Source organism: Pseudomonas frederiksbergensis (genome assembly GCF_900105495.1).
Taxonomy (GTDB): Bacteria; Pseudomonadota; Gammaproteobacteria; order Pseudomonadales; family Pseudomonadaceae; genus Aquipseudomonas; species Aquipseudomonas frederiksbergensis.
The window spans coordinates 3,473,579-3,491,274 of sequence record NZ_FNTF01000002.1 but is presented as its reverse complement, the minus strand read 5'-3'; the positions used below and the strand labels follow the sequence as shown (position 1 = coordinate 3,491,274).

Genomic DNA, 17,696 nt, shown 5'->3' with positions numbered 1-17,696 from the left:
CATAGACGCTTCGTCATGCCGGCGACTTATCTCAGCCGCCGGCATGCAACTACTGCCATACTGCCCGACCAATGAAACCCGCCCCCAGGGTGGGCTGCGCTCAAAACAACAGAATATTTTCAAGGGAAGGCTGCTACGTGACGGAATTTGATATCGGTGAATTTTTTATCCGGGGCGAAGCCAGAGAAGTCGAAGGCGAATTCCAGGCAGTCATTATCATGCGCGCCAAACCACCGCTGACTACCGTGACGTATCACCAGGTCGAGAAGGATCGCTGGTTCAAGACCTCGGACGTCGCTGCCGTTGCCGCCCAGGATGCCGCCAAGGCGCTGAAGGTTGCCGTCGATGAAGGGGCCTTGAAGGCCTGAGATGGGGTGCACAAGTCCGGGAGCCGCGCTGGATCAGCGCGATTTTCATGACCGTCAGCGTGCTGTAGCAGACCAGGGCCTGCCTCGCCGGCAGAATCGACACCCCGGCCCGTGAGGTGTCTGCGGCGTGCCAACCTTGCACAGATTGCACGCCTTCATGTCGACAAATGATCAGATCAGCTTGCGCTTGACCGCTTCATCCAGCGTGCTTTGGGTCAGATGCTTGAGCAACACGTCCCCTCGTTCATTGAACGGCAACCCGACAATCAGCAGGATCTGCATCCAGGTGCGAGTGCTCTCCTGTTTGACGATTTTACCCAGCACCTTGCCTTCCTGATCCTTGAACACCGTTTCCAGCGTGAAGGTATTGCTGAACGTCGTCGGGATCACGAACAACGTGAACCCCGTCAGCCAGGCACTGGCGATATTGCCCTGCTCGTTGTTGGTCAAGGTACTCGTGACGTACAGGTTCGAGTCGACTTTGTCGGTGGTCACGTTTTTGAACTGTCCGGATTCCTTAAAGGTTTCCAGCATGTTCTTTTCCACCAGCGCCGCATTGCCCACGCCCCCCGACAGTTCACCGTTGAACTGCTGCTGAGTCGTCACGTGCAGATAAGCACTGGGCTTGTCTTGCCTGGCCTGGGTCGGTGGCCATTGATCCACCGGTGGCAAGTCATGCTGGGAGTAGGAAATGCAGCCCGTCAGGGCGCTGCTGACCATCAACAGCAAAACCAAAAAGTATTTATTCATGTGCAGCCAATTCCTTTGACGGTGTACGCAATTGAGGGGTAGCACTCGCCAGCAAGTGAGCGATCAACTCACGCAACTGGGTACCGCCCAGGCGGGGATTGAGGTAATCGGCGTTCCACAGGCCGACATTCTTGTCGAGCTTGACCTGCTCGACCGACCTGGCCAGTTGCTTGCCCTGACGGTCTTCGATGACCAGTTCGCCCGCGAGGTCGTATTTGTCGACGTAGATCGGACCGTCAACCCAGATCCAGAGGGTCAAGGTCACCAGCGCACCGGGAATATAAGCCGGATGCATGGTGCGTTTGCCTGCCAGCGAGGTCAGGTTGAACTTGAGCACCACGTCGTCCTGACCGGCCTTGGCCGGGAATACTACGATTCGCTTGAAGTAATCGCTTTTATCGACATAGGTGCTGATCTGCTCGGTCAACTGCCGGCTACCGGCGACACGCACCTTATCGTCCAGCTCGGGGGCGGAAATCACCACGTCACTGATCTCGGCACTGCGATCAAGAGTGGATGGCGCGGGGCTCAAGGGTTCGCCGATGGGACCCAGCGGGGTGAAAGACACACAACCCGTCAACGACAGGCCTAGCGCGACGGCCATCAGATAAACAAGACGCTTCACTGCATACATCCTTTTCATGCGGGATCGGGGATGCGTCGGCTCGAAAGAAAATCGTGCAAGGGATGGGCAATTCAGTACTGAACGGCGGTAAACCTGAGGGACCGAGTGTCGCCTACATCCTTGTTCGAACTCTTTGAATGGCGGCTCAGTGACGCCAAAAACGCGACGGCATCGTAATCGGTGGACCCCCCGACAGGCAATAGCCCAGTGCTATCACGGTGGCAAATCCACAGAAAGCTGCTAAACCCCTATCGAACTCTTGGCGCGCGGTTCCCTCAGATGCAATGACGCTGCACTGCCGATTGCGCACTCGATGCGACTGAATACTCTCAAGGAGATGAAGATGGATTCACCTACACACGACTTGAAAGGCTTGTTCGACCAACTCGGTCTGGACTCCAGCGAGAAGGCCATCGACGATTTCATTGCCAGCCATTCACCCCTGGCCGACGACAAGAAACTCATCGATGCCGAGTTCTGGACCCCGCAGCAAGCAGGCTTCCTGAAAGAACAATTGCGTGAAGACGCGGATTGGGCGCGGGTGGTCGACGATTTGAACCTGCGTATGCATCAGATCCACTAACCACTGATTCCATGCAGGCTGTCGGGTGTTTTGGCGTTCAGTTGCGCCAACCAGGCAGCCCTGCACGCCTGCGCTTCTTCGCGACTTGAGAATGCCGTTCCGCGGCGCTCGCCATTAAGCAGCACCACCCAACAGATGCTCTTGCCCAGCGAACGCAAACTGGCAGGCACACCGCTGCCTATCATGACCGCGACATCGACTCTGCTTTGCATGCTGACCTCTCGAACTTCATTAGCAACCTAACTATGTGGGCATGGTAATGAGTTCATCGGTGAGGAAACAGCAATGCAACTGCACAGCTTTGTTGTTCAACCGGTAACAATGGGCGGTGGATCAGGGGCTGACCTGTTTTTTGTTTTTTGTGTACATATCCGTTTCTGCGGTCACGGCGGCTTATGGTTCCGCTCTTACAGCGGGTCACTTTCGAAAAGCCTGCGCGGCCCGGCGGAAAGTAACAAAAGCGCTTCTGCCCCTTTCGTTCGGTGCCTCGCCTAGGCGAGGCACCGAATGGAGGGGCAAAGCCTTTTGGTTCCTTTTTGGCGTTTGAAAAAGGGACTCGCTGTAAGAGCGAAACCGTAATCAGCCATCACCGCAGAAACGGATATGCACCCCAACCTTAAATGAACAGCCGGCCAATCAACGAGGGCTTTCCGGCTTGTAACCCAACCGCAAACCACCCCAATGCCGGCCCTTGAGCATGATCGGCACCGAAAGGTCGTGCATCAGTTCCCCGGTGTCGCGGGTGTAGGTTTGCAGCAGTACGGCCTGTTGATGGCTGCCGCAGCGGATCCCGGTGCGGTCGGCGAATTTGCGTTTGGTGCGGTTCTGCAAGGTATCGACCTGGGCATCACCAGTCAGGGGTTGGCTGAAGACCTTGTTGTGGGTCGGCACATAACCCTGCTGCGTACAGGCGATGGCGAACACCAGGCCTTCATGACGCGGCAACAAGGGTTCCTGGATCGCCGGCAAGACCTGATCGGCGTAGCGATCGAAGCGGGTCTGGTATTTGGCCGGGCTGGTGCCGGGAATGGTTTGGTAATTGCGGTCGAACAGGTCATCGAGGCTCACGCGGCCCTCGTCGATATCCGCTTCAAAGCGTGCCGCAATCTGACTCGCGCCTTCGCGGGCCAGGTCATAAACCCGCTGGTGATAGTCATCCAGCCCGACTTCGGCGAGGCGTTCGCTGATGGTTTCGGCCTGACCTTCCATTTGCACGGCGGCCTGGGCCAGGCGTTGGGTCTGTTGATCGCTGATTGCAAGGTCGCTGCGCATCTGTTCGATGGCGTGGAACAGGCTATCGAGTTGTTCGCGGTTGGTGTCGGCGCCCTTGGCTATTTCCCCCACCTGGCTTTCGACGCCGGCAGCCAGACGCGCAATGTTCTCCAGATGCTGACCGGTGTGCTCGACCTGCTCGACCCCGGTGTCGAGGTCGCTGGACAATTGACGGATCTGCTCCACCACTTGCGCGGTGCGTTGCTGAATATCAGCGACCATGTCCCCGACTTCGCCAGTAGCCGTCGCCGTGCGCGCGGCCAGACCGCGAACCTCATCGGCCACCACCGCAAATCCGCGACCGTGCTCGCCGGCCCGGGCCGCCTCGATAGCCGCGTTCAATGCCAGCAGATTGGTCTGGCTGGCGATGGACTGGATCACCAGGGTGACCCGCTGGATATCATCACTGCGCAGGCTCAGGGCTTCGATCAGTTCCCGGCTGTTACTGGCGCGCTGACTGAGTTGATGCATACGGGCGATCGACTCGATCAGCTCCGTACGCCCTGCCGCGCTGCTCCGATGAGCCTCACTGGCCGCACTGAGGGCTTCCCGGCTGAGTGTCGAGGTGGCTTGTTCGGTCGCGATCATCACTTCGGCGTTGCTGACAATTTGCGCTGCAGCACCGAGTTGCGACTGCAGTTTGTCGGCCAGTTGCTTGACCGAAAAGGCCACACCGGCGGCAGACAACGCGTTATGACTGGTGGTGTAGGAAAGATCGCGAGTCAACTCGGCAATTGCACTGGCGCTGTCGACGGGGGTTGCCTCAGGGAGGGCGCGCGAGCGCAAGCGAGGTAGCCAGATAATCAGCACGGCCAATGGCAGGCCAAGGTAAAGCGACCAGCCGCCCAGCGTCATGCCGCACAACAACAGCATCAGGGCGATGCTTTGCAGGGTCGGCGTCAACCAAAGGTTTTTCGGCAAAAGCACGGGTGCAGACGATGCTGCAACCAGAGATCCGTCACGCGTCATCTTCGTCACCCATTATTCTGATTGTTGTATCGGCATTAAACGCCACTACAAGGCCATTATCTATGGTCCCTTAGTAGTGGGCATTGCAGCAGATCAATAGAAGTGCGGGGGTTTTTCACAGACGAAAAAAAGCATCGCGGGCCAGCCTTGCTCCTGACAGGAGTGAGGCTTGCCCGCGATGCGGGGCGTTACGAAATCAGGCCTGACGCTGGTGCTTGTCGATCTGTTCGTGACGCTCTTGAGCTTCGATGCAGTACTTGGTGGTCGGGCTGATCAGCAGGCGCTTCAGGCCAATGGCCTCGCCGCTGTCGTCGCACCAGCCAAAGCTGTCTTCCTTGATGCGTTCCAGAGCCTGTTCCAACTGAGGCAGCATGCGCTGGTCGCGATCGATCGCGTTCACCAGCCAGGTGCGCTCTTCTTCAACAGAAGCAGCGTCGGCCGGATCGGCCGGAGTGTCCAGGCTTTCGATGGCGATGCGGTTCTGTTCGATGCGCTCATGGGTTTCGACTTTCATGTTCTGCAACAGCTCAAAGAAAAAAGCATGTTGCTCGGCATTCATGTAGTCATCCGCCGGCATGGCCAGCAACTTGTCCTTTGTCATTGATATCTCTATAAAAAAACGTGCATTAAGGCGAATTAGGGAGCGTTCCGGCGGACCTGGGTCGGCCATCGGAACGGCGCCGTTTAATTCCAAGCGCCACCCGGCACTCAATTTACGAGGGGCGGCAGTCTAAGGCCGACTTGAGGCCTCAGCAACTGAAAAGACAGCGAATTTGTCCGACAAAGCCCTGAAAGTGCTCTAAGGCAGCCTTTGCGGTGGTTATCGGAGTGCGTTTATAGCAAGAAATTCAATCGAGCGGCTGTATATAGAAGACAAATGGTTGCGCCACGCGGGTCAGGCGTGGCGCGTTGGCTGCTTTAGTCTGAGGCTCAGCGCTTGAGTTTGCGCTTGTTGCGGTACTGATCGATGACCACAGCCACCACGATGATCAGGCCTTTGATGATGTCCTGAATGTAGGCATCGACGCCGACGAAGGTGAAACCGCTGGCCATGACCCCAAGGATCAGTGCGCCGATGACCGTGCCGGTGATGCGCCCTACTCCGCCGGCCAGGCTGGTGCCGCCGATCACTGCCGCGGCAATCGCGTCCAGTTCATAGGACATGCCCATCCCGGCCTGCCCGGTCGCGGCCCGTGCCGATGCCACCACACCCGCCAGGCCTGCCAGCAAACCGGCGATGCTGTAGACGATCACCAGATGCCGCTTGACATTGATCCCCGAGGTGCGCGCCGCCTGCATGTTGCCGCCGATGGCGTAGGTGTACTTGCCATACTTGGTGTAACGCAGGGCGATGTGAAAGATCACCGCGACCACCAGGAAAATGATCACCGGCATCGCGCCGTGTCCGATCGCCGTGTAGGAATCCGAGAGCATGCTCACCGGTTGACCTTCGGTGTAGTAACGCGCGAGGCCACGGGCCGAGACCATCATGCCGAGGGTGGCAATGAACGGCGGGATACCGGTAATGGCAATGATGCTGCCGTTGATCGCCCCCGCCAGCAGCCCTACCCCGAGCCCGACAATCACCGGGATCCACACTGGCAAGTCAGTCAGCGACGGGAACACCGCCCGGGTGAAGTCCGATGTCTGCGCCAGGCTGGCAGCGATCATCGCCGACAGCGCCAGCACCGAGCCGGAAGACAGGTCGATACCCGTGGTGATGATGACCTGGGTCACGCCGATCGCCAGCAGACCGATGATCGACACCTGCAGGATCATCAGCACCAGACGCTGGGAGTTCATCAGGAAGCTCTGGTCGCGCACGATCCAGCCAAACACTTCAAAGACCAGGCCGATGCCAATCAGCACCAGGAAAATACTCAACTCGGTTGGAAAGCGCCGGCGACTCTTGACCGGTGCGGTTGCTGGCTTGTTTTCCAGTATCGCGTTCATAAACACTCACCCTTCTAAAAAATCCGGCATCGAATACATACCCTGTGGCGAGGGAGCTTGCTGTGGCCACAGAATCCCTACTCACCCCTAAACTGCGTCCACCCTTGATTTAGTGAACTGCGGACATACCCGAGGCCAATTGCATCACTCGTTCCTGGGTCGCTTCGCTGCGGTCGAGGGTGCCCATCAGGTCGCCCTCGTGCATGACCATCACCCGGTCGCTCATGCCGAGCACTTCGGGCAATTCCGAGGAAATCATGATCACTGCCATGCCTTCGCTGGCGAGATAAGAAATAAGCCGGTAGATCTCGGCCTTGGCGCCGACGTCGATACCGCGAGTCGGCTCGTCGAGAATCAGGATTCGTGGGTTGGTCATCAGCCAGCGCGCCAGCAAGGCTTTCTGTTGATTACCGCCGGAGAGCGTGTCGATGCACTGCTCCAGCGACGGGGTTTTGACCCGCAGCTTCTTGCACATGTCTTCGCACAAGGCGCGCAAAGCTTTTTGCTGGATGAAACCGTGGCCGGCGTAATGCGGCAACACCGCCATTTCCATGTTCTCCAGCACCGACAGGCACGGGAACAGGCCGCTGAGCTTGCGATCCTCGGTCAGTAACGCGAAGCCCTTTTCGATCGCCATGTGCGGATCGCTGATGCGCACCACTTCGCCGTCGAGGCGAATCTCGCCACCGTCGCTCGGGGTGATACCGAAAATCGCTTCGGCGACGTTAGTCCGCCCTGAGCCCATCAACCCGGCAATGCCGAGGATCTCGCCGGCGTGCAGGTCGAAGGAAACATCCTTGAAAATGCCGTCCAGTTTCAGGTCGCGCACCGACAGCAGCAGATCGCCGATCGGTTTTTCACGCACCGGGAACAACTGGCTCAGCTCGCGGCCGACCATCATCGAAATCAGGCTGTCGCCGTCCATGCTGTCGGCCCGTTGCAGGCCGATGTAGGCGCCGTCGCGGAACACCGCCACTTCATCGGCGATGCTGAACACTTCGTTCATTTTGTGGGTGATGTAGATGATGCCTTTGCCCTGGCTCTTGAGGTCGGCAATGATCGAGAACAGATGCGCGACTTCCTTGTCGGTGATGGCCGAGGTCGGTTCATCCATGATCAGGATGTCGGAATCGTAGGACACGGCCTTGGCGATCTCGACCATCTGCCGTTCGGCGATGCTCAGGTTGCCGACCAGCTCTTCTGGATCGAGGTTGATCCGTAGGCGTTCCAGCAGTTTCGCTGTGCAGCGGTGCATTTCACGGTGGTCGATCATGTGGAAACCGTTGAGCTGCTCACGGCCGATCCAGATGTTCTCGGCGATGCTCATATGTGGCATCAGGTTGAGTTCCTGGTGGATCATCGCGATCCCGGCCTGGAGCGCAGCCAGTGGCGTTTCGAAAACCACCGGTTTGCCGCGCAGGCGTAATTCACCGGCGTCCGGTTGATAGATGCCGGCAATGATTTTCATCAGGGTGGATTTGCCCGCGCCGTTTTCGCCCATCAGCGCCAGCACGGAACCGGGACGTACCCGAAGCTGTACATCGGACAAGGCCACCACACCGGGAAATCCCTTGCTGACGTTGATGATCTCCAGCAGGTACGGCTCATCGACAGGTGTTGCAGCTGGCTGGATACCCACCAACGGGGTGCTCGAAGCAGTCGCTGAAGCGAACATGATCAGGTACTCCATCAGCAAGGTCGCGGTCGCAACCTTGCGTGTTTATTGTTGTTATTGAACGGACGGGGCTATTTGAACGTGTCGACGTTCCGCGGGGTGATCAAGCGGTATGGCACCCACACGGCCTGTTCGACCGGCTCGTTTTTGGCCATTTTCACAGCGGTGTCGATCGAACCGTCGGCCTGACCCTTGGCATCCTGGAACACCGAGACGGCCATGTTGCCTTTCTTGATCGCATTCAGACCGTCCGGCGTTCCGTCGACACCGGCGATCAGCACACTGCCTTTCTCGACGCCGGCCTGTTGCAGGGCCATCGCAGCACCAATGGCCATTTCGTCGTTGTTGGCGATGACCGCGTCGAACTTGCGGCCCTGGGTCAGCCAGTCGTTGACCAGGGTCATGCCCTTGTCCCGCAACCAGATACCAGTCTGCTCTTGCTCGATCTTGATGTTCGGGTATTTGGCCAGAACGTCTTTGACGCCCTTCGTACGGTTGGTGGTGGAGTTGTTCGCGAGGTCGCCCAGCAGAATCACGATGTCGCCCTTGCCGCCCATTTTGTCGGCCAGGTACTGCATCTGCATTTCACCGGCCTCCAGATCGTTGGAGGCGACAGTGACCACGCCTTTGGGCAGCTTCAGGTCATCGGGGCGGCGGTTGACGTAGACCAGCGGGATGCCGGCCTTGACCGCGGCTTCAGTGATTTTTTTGGTGGCGGCGGTATCCACCGGGTTGACCACGATGGCATCGACCTTCTGGCTGATGAAGCTTTCGACCTGGCTCAACTGCTTGACCACGTCGCTGCGGGCGTCTTCGAATTGCAGCTGCACGCCCTCGGGGTAGGACTTGGCTTTCTTGTCCATGGATTCGCGCAGGTAGGTCAGCCAGGTGTCATCGAATTGGGACATGCTGACGCCGATCTTCATATCGGCAAGCGCCGCGCCACTGGCGAACATCAGGGACAAGGCAAGTGAGGCGAAGCGGATCTTGGTCTTCATGAAAAGTCTTTCTCCACATTCTTGTTGGTTTTATGGATGAGGCGTGACGATTTCAGTAAGCAGGCAAGCGGGAAAAGGGTTGAAACAGGTGGCGAGGCAGGTCGCTGGAAATGACTCTATTAGAATATAATTTCTATATCAACTCATTTTAGAATTTTATTCTAATTTTATTCCATGACTCTTGAACGGGCTCAATTCCACCGCCTGATGCCGCTCGGCACTCAGTCGCGCAGCGTCTAGCACGCGGGTGGTCGCCAGTGCATCACGGGCATCCACGGGCAGTGGGCCACCGCTCTGCAACGCGGTTTGTAGCTGTAAATAGAACTGATTCCAGCAGCCGCGCTCGGAAGGAACCCGCTCGCGCACTTCGCCCTGCTCGAACCAGCCCCAACGGCGATGCTCTTCAACGCCCCAGCGCTCACCTTCGGTTTTCGGCGAGAGCCCGGCGAGCGCCGATGCTTCTTGCCCGTCCAGGCCATCGACGCTGTAACAGCCTTGGCTGCCGGTCACCCGAAAGCGCGGGCCAGGGGTGTTTTGCAGGCAACTGCCACCCAGGTGGGAGGTGACGCCACTGGCGTGGGTCAGTGACATAAAGAAGCCGTTATCGAAAACCTGGCCTTTTTCCAGGTAATCCAGTTCGGCGTAGACCCGTGTCACCGGGCCGAACAACAGCAACGCCTGATCCACCAGATGGCTACCGAGATCACGCAGGAAACCACCGCCACTGCCGTTGTTCACCGCCTGCGGCGAGTAACGCTCGATCCGCGATTCGAAACGGGTCACCTGGCCCAGCGCACCGGATTCGATGAGTTTGCGCACAGTCAGGAAGTCCGAATCCCAGCGCCGGTTCTGGTAGACGCTGAGCTGCACGCCCTGGCGCTCGGCCATGGTGATCAGGGTTTGCGCCTGTTGCGCATCGGCCGCAAACGGTTTGTCGCTGACCACCGCTAAACCGTGTTCAATGCCATCGAGCACCAATGCCGGGCGGCCCTTGAGTGGCGTCGACACCACCAGCACATCGATCCCGGCCTCCACCAGTTGGCCGATGCTGTCGAACGCCGGCACCCCAGGGTACTCGGCCGCCAGCAACTGTCGGCGCTCCGCTGAACGGGTGACCACACCCACGAACGTCGCCGCCGGCAAACTGCTGATCAGCGGAGCATGGAAAAACCGGCCGCCATGGCCGTAACCGACAAGTCCGATACGCATATTGTTCTCCTGATGATCGTTCCCACGCTCTGCGTGGGAACGATCATTACCGGGGGTTAGCCGTAGAAGTGTGGGCGGTCAGGGAGGGCAACTTTGACGATGGCCCCGCTGTTCTGGGCTTCGATGCACGCGTCTGCTGCGACGGCGGCGGCAAAGCCATCCCACGCCGACGGGCCACCGACCTGCCCGGCCCGCACACCATCGATGAACGCCTGCAACTCAACGTCGTACGCGGCAATAAACCGATCCTTCCAGTCCATCAAAATCGCATTGGACAACTTCGCCCCGCTGCGCAACTGAACCTGCGACGGTTCCGGCAGTTTGGCGATGCCGGTCTCCCCCACCACTTCGCACTGGATGTCGTAGCCGTACTGGCAATTAACGAACACCTCCACATCGATGCGCGTGCCCTTGGCGGTTTCCAGCAGCACGATCTGCGGGTCTTTCAAATGCGCGAGCGCCTTGCTGCTCTTGCGCGGGAACACCACTTGCACCGAGACGTAATCGTCATCGAGCAACCAGCGCAACACGTCCAGCTCATGGATCAGCGTGTCGGTGATCGCCATGTCGGTCTTGTAGTTTCCCCCCACGGTCGGGTTGCGGTGCGCGCAGTGCAACATCAACGGCTCACCAATCTGCCCGCTGTCGATCACCGCTTTGAGTGCCCGATAGCCCTCGTCATAAGGGCGCATGAATCCGACCTGCACCAGGCGTTTGCCGTGGGCCACTTCGGCCTCGACGATTTTGCGGCAGCCATCAGCGGTGACCGCCAGCGGCTTCTCGCAGAACACCGGCTTACCTGCCGCAATCGCCGCCAGCACGAACGCTTCGTGGCTCGGGCCCCAGGAGGTGACGAGGATCGCTTCGACCTCCGGCGCCTGGATCAGCGCGTGGCCGTCGGGATAGACCTCGGCGGTCAGTTTCAGGTCGGACACGACCTTCGCGGCTTGCTGCAAGTTGATGTCGGTCACCGCAACGACCTGGCTATTAAGCAAGGTCTGGCTGCAACGACGGATATGGTCCTGGCCGATGGCCCCGGTGCCGATGACGCCAAGCTTCAAAGACATTTAATGACTCCTAGATTTGTTGTTGTTCGTTCAGGGCAATCAGTACTGACGGGCCTTTGCCAGTCGTTCATTCAGGGTCTTGGCCACCGCATCGGTGCGAGCGCTGGTGGAGACTTGCGCCACGCCGACTCGCCACCACGACAGGTAGCCATGAATCATGGTTTTGGGCAGGACCTTGATGTCGATCAGCGTCGACACCGTCTGCAAGCGCGCATCGGCCAATGCGGCTTGCAACTCTTCAACGGTGTGCACCTTGTAGGTCTTGCAGCCATAAGCCGCCGCGCTCATGGCGAAATCCACCGGCACGAACCCGCCGTCGAGCTTGCCGGTTTCCGGGTTGCGGAACCGGAACTCGGTGCCGAAGCTGTCCATGCCGTTGCCCATCTGCAGGTTGTTGATGCAACCGAAGGTCATGTTGTCCAGCAGGACCACGTTGATCTTGCGTCGCTCCTGAATCGAGGTCGCCAGTTCCGAATGCAGCATCATGTAAGAGCCATCGCCGACCAGCGCATAGACCTCGCGATCCGGCTCGGCGAGTTTCACGCCCAGTGCGGCGTTGACCTCGTAACCCATGCAGGAATAGCCGTACTCGACGTGATAGGTGTTCACGCCCTTGCTGCGCCAGCTGCGCTGCAAGTCACCAGGCAAACTGCCGGCGGCGGCGACGATCACGGCGTCATCGGCGAGGGTTTCGTTGAGCACGCCGAGCACGCGGCTCTGGGTCAGGCAGGAACCGGTCAGCTCGATGAATTCGCGCAGCACCGTCGGGTCCATGTGGTCGTTGATTTCCGGGATGAAGTCTTTGCTCTGGTATTCGACCTGATAGAGGCGGTCGACTTCCTCGTCCAGTTGCGCCTTGGCCTGACGCGGTTGATCGCCCCACGCAGAACGATAATCGCCCAAGGCTTCAGCCAAGGCTTGCAAGCCGACTCTGGCATCCGCCAGCAGCTGCACGCCGTCGAGTTTCAAGGCATCGCAGGGGCTGATGTTCAGATTGAGAAATTGCACGTCGGGGTGCTGGAACAGGGATTTCGACGCGGTGGTGAAATCGCTGTAGCGGGTGCCGATGCCGATGATCAGATCCGCGTCTTTGGCCAACAGATTCGCCGCCAGGCAACCGGTTTCGCCAATGCCGCCGACGTTCAGCGGGTGACTGGACACCACCGCACTCTTGCCGGCCTGGGTTTCGGCGAAGGGAATATCGAAGCGCTCGGCAAACGCCTGCAACGCGGCATTGGCACCGGAGTATCTGACCCCGCCACCGCAAATGATCAGCGGCTTGCGCTTGCCTTTGAACAGCGCCAGCGCATCACCGAGCATCGCTTCTGTCGCCGGACGACGCTCGATGCGGTGCACGCGTTTTTGCAGGAAATAATCGGGGTATTCGTAGGCCTCGGCTTGCACATCTTGTGGCAAGGCCAGGGTCACCGCGCCGGTTTCGGCAGGGTCGGTGAGCACGCGCATAGCGTGGATCGCCGCCGTCATGAGTTGCTCGGGACGGTTGATACGGTCCCAGTATTTGCTCACGGCTTTGAACGCGTCGTTGGTGCTGATGCTCAGGTCGTGGAACTGTTCGATCTGTTGCAGCACCGGGTCTGGCTGGCGGCAGGCATAAACGTCGCCGGGCAACAGCAGCAAGGGAATACGGTTGGCGGTCGCCGTCGCGGCGGCGGTCAGCATGTTCGCCGCGCCCGGCCCTACCGATGAGGAGCAGGCGTAGATCTTGCGCCGCAGGTGTTGCTTGGCGAAACCGATGGCCGCGTGGGCCATGCCTTGCTCGTTGCGCCCCTGATGGACGATCAGGTCGCCGCTGTCCTGTTCCAGGGCTTGCCCCAGGCCCAGCACATTACCGTGGCCGAAAATGGTAAAGATCCCGGCGATGAATTTGCTCTGGACCCCATCGACCTCGATGTACTGGTTATCGAGGAATTTCACCAGGGCCTGGGCCATGGTCAGTCTTGTTGTGGTCATGCTTGCACCTTCCTTTGAAGCTAAATCCGGTGTGGGCTGTTGAATGCGATCAACTGTGGGAGCGGCAGTGCGGCGACCCGACTTGCCCGCGATAGCGATCTACCTGACACATCAATGTTGAATGTGCTGCCGCCATCGCGGGCAAGCCCGCTCCCACAGGGTTCTCCATTAACCTTGGGATTTCTGCAGGTGATCCATACTCGCGCCAATCGCCGTCTGGATATCCGCCAGGCCATGGACGCTGTCGGCGAACGGCTCGAACGACAGGTAGCCGCTGTAGCCAGTAGCGAGCAAGGTCTCGATCTGCGCCGCGTTGCCGAGGATATCGCCCTCGCCCACCAGCACCCGATGGCCGTCGCGGATTGTCGCCAGTGGCGCCTCGGCATCTTCGACGCCGGAGATGTGCACCAGCCCGGTCAGCTCGGGGAAGAATTCATGTTCGCTGGCCAAGTGATGGTGAAAGGTGTCATGCACCAGACGGAACACATCCAGCCCACCGATGGCCTTGATCGCGTCGACCGCCGTGCGTTTGCGCCGCAACGAGCACTCTTCGAAACCCAGCGGTTCGATGAAACCGAGGATGCCGTGATCGCGCAGGATCGGCGCCAGTTCAGTCAACGCCGTGCGCAGGCCCGAAGCACGTGCGGCCTCGGTACGCGGGTCGGCACGGTCGTTGAGCGGGCACATGACCAGCCCTCGGGCGCCGCAATCACGGGCATAAGCGGCCAGCTTCAAGGCGTGCGCACGGCGCTCGTCATTCCACACATCAAACGGATACAGCGCGTTGATCGACAGCACCGTGATGCCTTTGGCGGCGCACAACTCACGGACGCGCTCGGGGGCGGTGCCGTCTTCGATCTCGACGCCTTTAAGGTCGTTGCGAATTTCGATGGCGTCGGCCTTGAGGGTCACCGCCAGCTCGATGAACGCGGGCAGGGACAAACGTGGGGCGACCATACGGTTCAGGGCGAAACGCAGGGGCTTGCTCATTATTGTTGTTCTCCGCACAGGTGAATTAGTTGGCCGTCGGCATGCTGAATTCAGGGCCCTTGGCAATGCTGTCGGGCCAGCGCTGCATCACGCTTTTGTAGCGGCTGTAGAAGCGAATGCCTTCCTCGCCGTAAGCGTGGTGATCGCCAAACAGCGAGCGCTTCCAGCCGCCGAAAGAATGCCAGGCCATCGGCACCGGAATCGGCACGTTGATGCCGACCATGCCGACCTTGATCGTGCGGGCGAAGGCCCGGGCGATGCCGCCATCGCGGGTGAAACAGGACACGCCGTTGCCGAACTCATGGGCGTTGATCAACGCGACGGCACTGGCGAAGTCCGGCACCCGAACGATGCCCAGCACCGGGCCGAAAATTTCCTGTTGGTAGATGCTCATCTCGGTCGTGACGTTATCGAACAGTGTCGCGCCGACAAAAAAGCCGTTTTCGGCGCCCGGCACCTTGAAGTTGCGACCATCGACAATCAGCTGCGCGCCCTGGGCCACGCCTTCGTCGATGAAACCTTCGACTTTGGCCTTGTGCTCGGCGGTCACCAGCGGCCCCATGTCACTGTCAGCCTTCAAGCCATTGCCGACTTTCAGTTGATCGATACGCGGCAGCAGTTTGGCAATCAACTGATCGCCGACATCGCCCACCGCCACGGCAATCGAAATCGCCATGCAGCGCTCGCCGGCCGAGCCGTAAGCCGCGCCGATCAAGGCATCCGCCGCTTGATCCAGATCCGCATCCGGCATGACGATCATGTGATTCTTCGCCCCGCCCAGCGCCTGCACACGCTTGCCGCGGGAGGTGGCTTGCTGGTGGATGTACTCGGCAATCGGCGTCGAGCCGACAAAGGAAATCGCCTCGATGTCCGGGTGTTGCAGCAACGCGTCGACGGCAGTCTTGTCGCCCTGGACCACGTTGAACACACCGTCCGGCAAACCGGCTTCGCTCAACAGACGGGCCATCAGCACACTGGCGGACGGGTCGCGCTCAGACGGTTTGAGGATGAAGCAGTTACCGGTGATCAGCGCCAGCGGGATCATCCACAGCGGCACCATCACCGGGAAGTTGAACGGCGTCACGCCAGCGCACACGCCCAGCGGTTGACGCAGGTTCCAGTTATCGATGCCGCCACCGATGTTGTCGCTGAACTCGGTTTTCAGCAGGTTCGGCGCACCGCAGGCGTACTCGACGATTTCGATGCCCCGGGTGACTTCGCCCTTGGCGTCGGAAAACACTTTGCCGTGTTCGCGGCTGATGATTTCGGCCAGCTCATCGTGATGTTGGTCGAGCAATTCCTTGAACTTGAACATCACCCGCGAACGGCGCAGGGACGATTGTTCGGACCAGGCCGGAAAGGCTTTCAGGGCCGAGGCGACCGCTTCGTCGACGGTCTTCTGGCTGGCCAGCCCGACGCGTGCCTGAATGCTGCCGGTGGCCGGGTTGAAAACGTTGCCGAACCGTTCGCTGCTGCTGTCTTGCACTTGACCGTGGATGTAGTGGCCGATGATCGGGGCGTTGCTCATTGATCGTGTTCTCCGTGCAGAGGTTGGAATTCAGAGATCCATCAGCCAACTGTGCTGCGGATCGTTATGGAACTGCCAGACGCGTTTGGGTCCGGCCATCACGTTCAGGTAGTACGACTCGTAGCCGTACGGCACGCTGACCGGGTGATAGCCTTTGGGTACAACCACGAGGTCGCTGTTTTCCACGGCCATGGCCTGATCGATGCTGCGATCGTCGGTGTACACCCGCTGGAACACGAAGCCCTGGGGCGGGTTGATCTGGTGGTAATAGGTTTCTTCGAGAAAACTCTGGTGCGGCAAATCGTCGGTGTCGTGCTTGTGCGGCGGGTAGCTCGACGAGTGCCCGGACGGCGTGCGCACTTCCACCACCAGCAGCGAATGGGCCGGCTCGGTGTCCGGCAGAATGTCGCAGACGTAACGGGTGTTGGCGCCTTTGCCGCGCACGCTGCGCTTCATTGCGTCGGGTTTGATCAGCCGCGGGCCGAGGCCATTGCTCGTTGAACCGGGCGCGGCGCAAACAGCGATTTGCACATCGCTGAGCGCGACCACTTGCGCCTGACTGCCCGGTGGCAAGTACGCGGCGAACGGGGATTTGTCTTCGAACACAGACTGACGATCGCCGATGTTGTCCCAGTCGAACGCCCCCTGCCCCGGCGCTTCACCCTTGATGCTGACCCGGCCACTGAGCAGCACCAGGCACAGTTCCTTATCACCGGCCGACACCGGCAAGGTCTCGCCCAGACTCAAGCGATAAGCGGCGAAGCCGACGTATTCCAATTCACCTTTCCCCAGCTCGACCATGGTCCGGCCACGGGCGTTGCTTTTGACCAGCAGGCTCATATCGCAACCCTCTCGTCGAGCAGCGCACGCAAGGTGTCGTAGCCTTTTTTGGCGTAGACATAACTGGGCGCCACTGCCGGGTCCTGTTCCGCTTCGACCACCAGCCAGCCGTGGTAACCGGCTGCCAGCAGCACGTCGAGCAAGGCGCCGAAGTCGATGTCACCATCGCCGGGCACAGTGAAGGTGCCGTTGATGATGCAGTCCGGGAAACTCCACAGGTTGTTGCGCGCCAGTTGCACCACCGGTTTGCGCACGTCCTTGAAATGCACGTGGCAGATGCGTTCGATGTGTTTGCGCAGCACCTGCAACGGTTCGCCGCCACCCATGTAGCAATGGCCCGAATCAAACAGCAGGCCGACTTCACTGCCGGTCAGCGCCATCAATTTGTCGATGTCGGCCGGGGATTCGACGTAGGCGCCCATGTGATGGTGGTAGGCCAGGCGCACGCCTTGGGACAAGGTGAAGCGCGCCAGTTCGGTGAGCTTGTCGGCGTATTCCTGCCAGGCGTGTTCGGTGTGAAATCGCGGGCGTTCCACCAACGGAATGCGCTGGCCTTGAATGGAGTCGGCGACTTCGCCGTACACCAGCACCTTGGCGCCGTTTTTGGCCAGCAGCTCGACATGGCTGCCAATGGCATCAATTTCTTCGGCCACCGAGCGGCGGGCCAGACGGCTGGAATACCAGCCGGACACCAGCGCCAGGTCATAAGGGCGCAGTACGTCGCCGACACCTTTGGCGTCCTTGGGGAATTTGCCGTTGAGTTCGAAACCTTCGTAGCCGATTTCCTTGCCTTCGCTCAGGGCGGTGCTCAGCGGCGTCTCGCCACCGAGGGACGGCAGGTCGTCGTTGCTCCAGGAGATCGGGTTGATGCCAATTCGAATAGCGGGCATGGCTGCAC

17 protein-coding genes are annotated in these 17,696 nt (G+C 59.6%); 2 read left to right on the top strand and 15 right to left on the bottom strand.

Annotation, left to right across the window (positions count from 1 at the left end; translation table 11 throughout):
* Positions 1–137: 137 nt before the first annotated feature.
* The gene (locus tag BLW70_RS16520) at positions 138–368 is read left to right on the top strand and encodes a hypothetical protein (protein ID WP_008151675.1); all 231 of its coding nucleotides are present in this window, start codon (positions 138–140) and stop codon (positions 366–368) included.
* Positions 369–539: 171 nt separating this feature from the next.
* On the opposite strand, the gene BLW70_RS16515 is transcribed toward BLW70_RS16520, so the two are convergent.
* Together BLW70_RS16515 and BLW70_RS16510 are read right to left on the bottom strand one after the other, a co-directional pair.
* Complete coding sequence (locus tag BLW70_RS16515) at positions 540–1,118, bottom strand: YajG family lipoprotein (protein ID WP_074875651.1); 579 nt, start codon at positions 1,116–1,118, stop codon at positions 540–542.
* Complete coding sequence (locus BLW70_RS16510; protein WP_074880617.1) at positions 1,111–1,743, bottom strand: hypothetical protein; 633 nt, start codon at positions 1,741–1,743, stop codon at positions 1,111–1,113. Before BLW70_RS16510 ends, BLW70_RS16515 begins: the two co-directional genes overlap by 8 nt.
* Positions 1,744–2,086: 343 nt before the next feature.
* On the opposite strand from BLW70_RS16510, the gene BLW70_RS16505 reads away from it, so the two are divergent.
* Positions 2,087–2,326: a DUF2789 domain-containing protein gene (locus tag BLW70_RS16505; protein ID WP_033057641.1), complete on the top strand. Its 240-nt coding sequence runs from the start codon at positions 2,087–2,089 to the stop codon at positions 2,324–2,326.
* On the opposite strand, the gene BLW70_RS16500 is transcribed toward BLW70_RS16505, so the two are convergent.
* The 13 genes from BLW70_RS16500 to iolE all read right to left on the bottom strand — a co-directional run bounded on the left by BLW70_RS16500 (position 2,323) and on the right by iolE (position 17,688).
* Positions 2,323–2,538: a hypothetical protein gene (locus BLW70_RS16500; protein WP_074875649.1), complete on the bottom strand. Its 216-nt coding sequence runs from the start codon at positions 2,536–2,538 to the stop codon at positions 2,323–2,325. The genes BLW70_RS16505 and BLW70_RS16500 overlap by 4 nt on opposite strands.
* A 424-nt stretch (positions 2,539–2,962) precedes the next feature.
* Positions 2,963–4,567, bottom strand: a complete 1,605-nt coding sequence (locus BLW70_RS16495) for a methyl-accepting chemotaxis protein (RefSeq protein ID WP_074875647.1) — start codon at positions 4,565–4,567, stop codon at positions 2,963–2,965.
* A gap of 196 nt (positions 4,568–4,763) precedes the next feature.
* Positions 4,764–5,168, bottom strand: a complete 405-nt coding sequence (locus BLW70_RS16490; protein WP_074875645.1) for a TraR/DksA family transcriptional regulator — start codon at positions 5,166–5,168, stop codon at positions 4,764–4,766.
* Positions 5,169–5,497: 329 nt separating this feature from the next.
* Positions 5,498–6,520 carry an ABC transporter permease gene (locus tag BLW70_RS16485; protein ID WP_074875643.1) on the bottom strand — a complete coding sequence of 341 codons (1,023 nt, stop codon included), beginning with the start codon at positions 6,518–6,520 and terminating at the stop codon, positions 5,498–5,500.
* A gap of 109 nt (positions 6,521–6,629) precedes the next feature.
* On the bottom strand, positions 6,630–8,195 hold the full coding sequence (locus tag BLW70_RS16480; protein WP_074875641.1) for a sugar ABC transporter ATP-binding protein: 1,566 nt from the start codon (positions 8,193–8,195) through the stop codon (positions 6,630–6,632).
* Between the two features lie 71 nt (positions 8,196–8,266).
* Positions 8,267–9,193: a sugar ABC transporter substrate-binding protein gene (locus tag BLW70_RS16475; RefSeq protein ID WP_074875639.1), complete on the bottom strand. Its 927-nt coding sequence runs from the start codon at positions 9,191–9,193 to the stop codon at positions 8,267–8,269.
* Between the two features lie 156 nt (positions 9,194–9,349).
* The gene (locus tag BLW70_RS16470) at positions 9,350–10,402 is read right to left on the bottom strand and encodes a Gfo/Idh/MocA family protein (RefSeq protein WP_074875637.1); all 1,053 of its coding nucleotides are present in this window, start codon (positions 10,400–10,402) and stop codon (positions 9,350–9,352) included.
* 56 nt (positions 10,403–10,458) lie between these two features.
* Entirely contained in the window at positions 10,459–11,469 is a 1,011-nt protein-coding gene (gene iolG, locus BLW70_RS16465; RefSeq protein WP_074875635.1) for a bifunctional inositol 2-dehydrogenase/D-chiro-inositol 1-dehydrogenase, read from the bottom strand.
* A gap of 39 nt (positions 11,470–11,508) precedes the next feature.
* Positions 11,509–13,440 (bottom strand): 3D-(3,5/4)-trihydroxycyclohexane-1,2-dione acylhydrolase (decyclizing), encoded by a 1,932-nt coding sequence (gene iolD / locus BLW70_RS16460; protein WP_074875631.1) that lies wholly within the window; start codon positions 13,438–13,440, stop codon positions 11,509–11,511.
* Positions 13,441–13,608: 168 nt separating this feature from the next.
* Positions 13,609–14,430 (bottom strand): TIM barrel protein, encoded by an 822-nt coding sequence (locus tag BLW70_RS16455; protein WP_074875629.1) that lies wholly within the window; start codon positions 14,428–14,430, stop codon positions 13,609–13,611.
* A gap of 25 nt (positions 14,431–14,455) precedes the next feature.
* A complete protein-coding gene (locus tag BLW70_RS16450; protein ID WP_074875627.1) occupies positions 14,456–15,958 on the bottom strand; it encodes a CoA-acylating methylmalonate-semialdehyde dehydrogenase in 1,503 nt (500 codons plus the stop codon).
* A gap of 30 nt (positions 15,959–15,988) precedes the next feature.
* Complete coding sequence (gene iolB / locus BLW70_RS16445; RefSeq protein WP_074875625.1) at positions 15,989–16,798, bottom strand: 5-deoxy-glucuronate isomerase; 810 nt, start codon at positions 16,796–16,798, stop codon at positions 15,989–15,991.
* The gene (gene iolE / locus BLW70_RS16440) at positions 16,795–17,688 is read right to left on the bottom strand and encodes a myo-inosose-2 dehydratase (protein WP_074875623.1); all 894 of its coding nucleotides are present in this window, start codon (positions 17,686–17,688) and stop codon (positions 16,795–16,797) included. Before iolE ends, iolB begins: the two co-directional genes overlap by 4 nt.
* Between the last annotated feature and the right edge of the window lie 8 nt (positions 17,689–17,696).

Bases quoted from the DNA above. Each gene is read 5' to 3' on its own strand.
- iolB (WP_074875625.1), bottom strand. From the start codon at position 16,798: ATGAGCCTGCTGGTCAAAAGCAACGCCCGTGGCCGGACCATGGTCGAG.
- BLW70_RS16500 (WP_074875649.1), bottom strand. From the start codon at position 2,538: ATGCAAAGCAGAGTCGATGTCGCGGTCATGATAGGCAGCGGTGTGCCT.
- iolD (WP_074875631.1), bottom strand. From the start codon at position 13,440: ATGACCACAACAAGACTGACCATGGCCCAGGCCCTGGTGAAATTCCTC.
- BLW70_RS16450 (WP_074875627.1), bottom strand. From the start codon at position 15,958: ATGAGCAACGCCCCGATCATCGGCCACTACATCCACGGTCAAGTGCAA.
- BLW70_RS16505 (WP_033057641.1), top strand. From the start codon at position 2,087: ATGGATTCACCTACACACGACTTGAAAGGCTTGTTCGACCAACTCGGT.
- iolE (WP_074875623.1), bottom strand. From the start codon at position 17,688: ATGCCCGCTATTCGAATTGGCATCAACCCGATCTCCTGGAGCAACGAC.
- BLW70_RS16480 (WP_074875641.1), bottom strand. From the start codon at position 8,195: ATGTTCGCTTCAGCGACTGCTTCGAGCACCCCGTTGGTGGGTATCCAG.
- BLW70_RS16475 (WP_074875639.1), bottom strand. From the start codon at position 9,193: ATGAAGACCAAGATCCGCTTCGCCTCACTTGCCTTGTCCCTGATGTTC.
- BLW70_RS16455 (WP_074875629.1), bottom strand. From the start codon at position 14,430: ATGAGCAAGCCCCTGCGTTTCGCCCTGAACCGTATGGTCGCCCCACGT.
- BLW70_RS16495 (WP_074875647.1), bottom strand. From the start codon at position 4,567: ATGACGCGTGACGGATCTCTGGTTGCAGCATCGTCTGCACCCGTGCTT.
- BLW70_RS16515 (WP_074875651.1), bottom strand. From the start codon at position 1,118: ATGAATAAATACTTTTTGGTTTTGCTGTTGATGGTCAGCAGCGCCCTG.
- BLW70_RS16470 (WP_074875637.1), bottom strand. From the start codon at position 10,402: ATGCGTATCGGACTTGTCGGTTACGGCCATGGCGGCCGGTTTTTCCAT.
- BLW70_RS16485 (WP_074875643.1), bottom strand. From the start codon at position 6,520: ATGAACGCGATACTGGAAAACAAGCCAGCAACCGCACCGGTCAAGAGT.
- BLW70_RS16490 (WP_074875645.1), bottom strand. From the start codon at position 5,168: ATGACAAAGGACAAGTTGCTGGCCATGCCGGCGGATGACTACATGAAT.
- iolG (WP_074875635.1), bottom strand. From the start codon at position 11,469: ATGTCTTTGAAGCTTGGCGTCATCGGCACCGGGGCCATCGGCCAGGAC.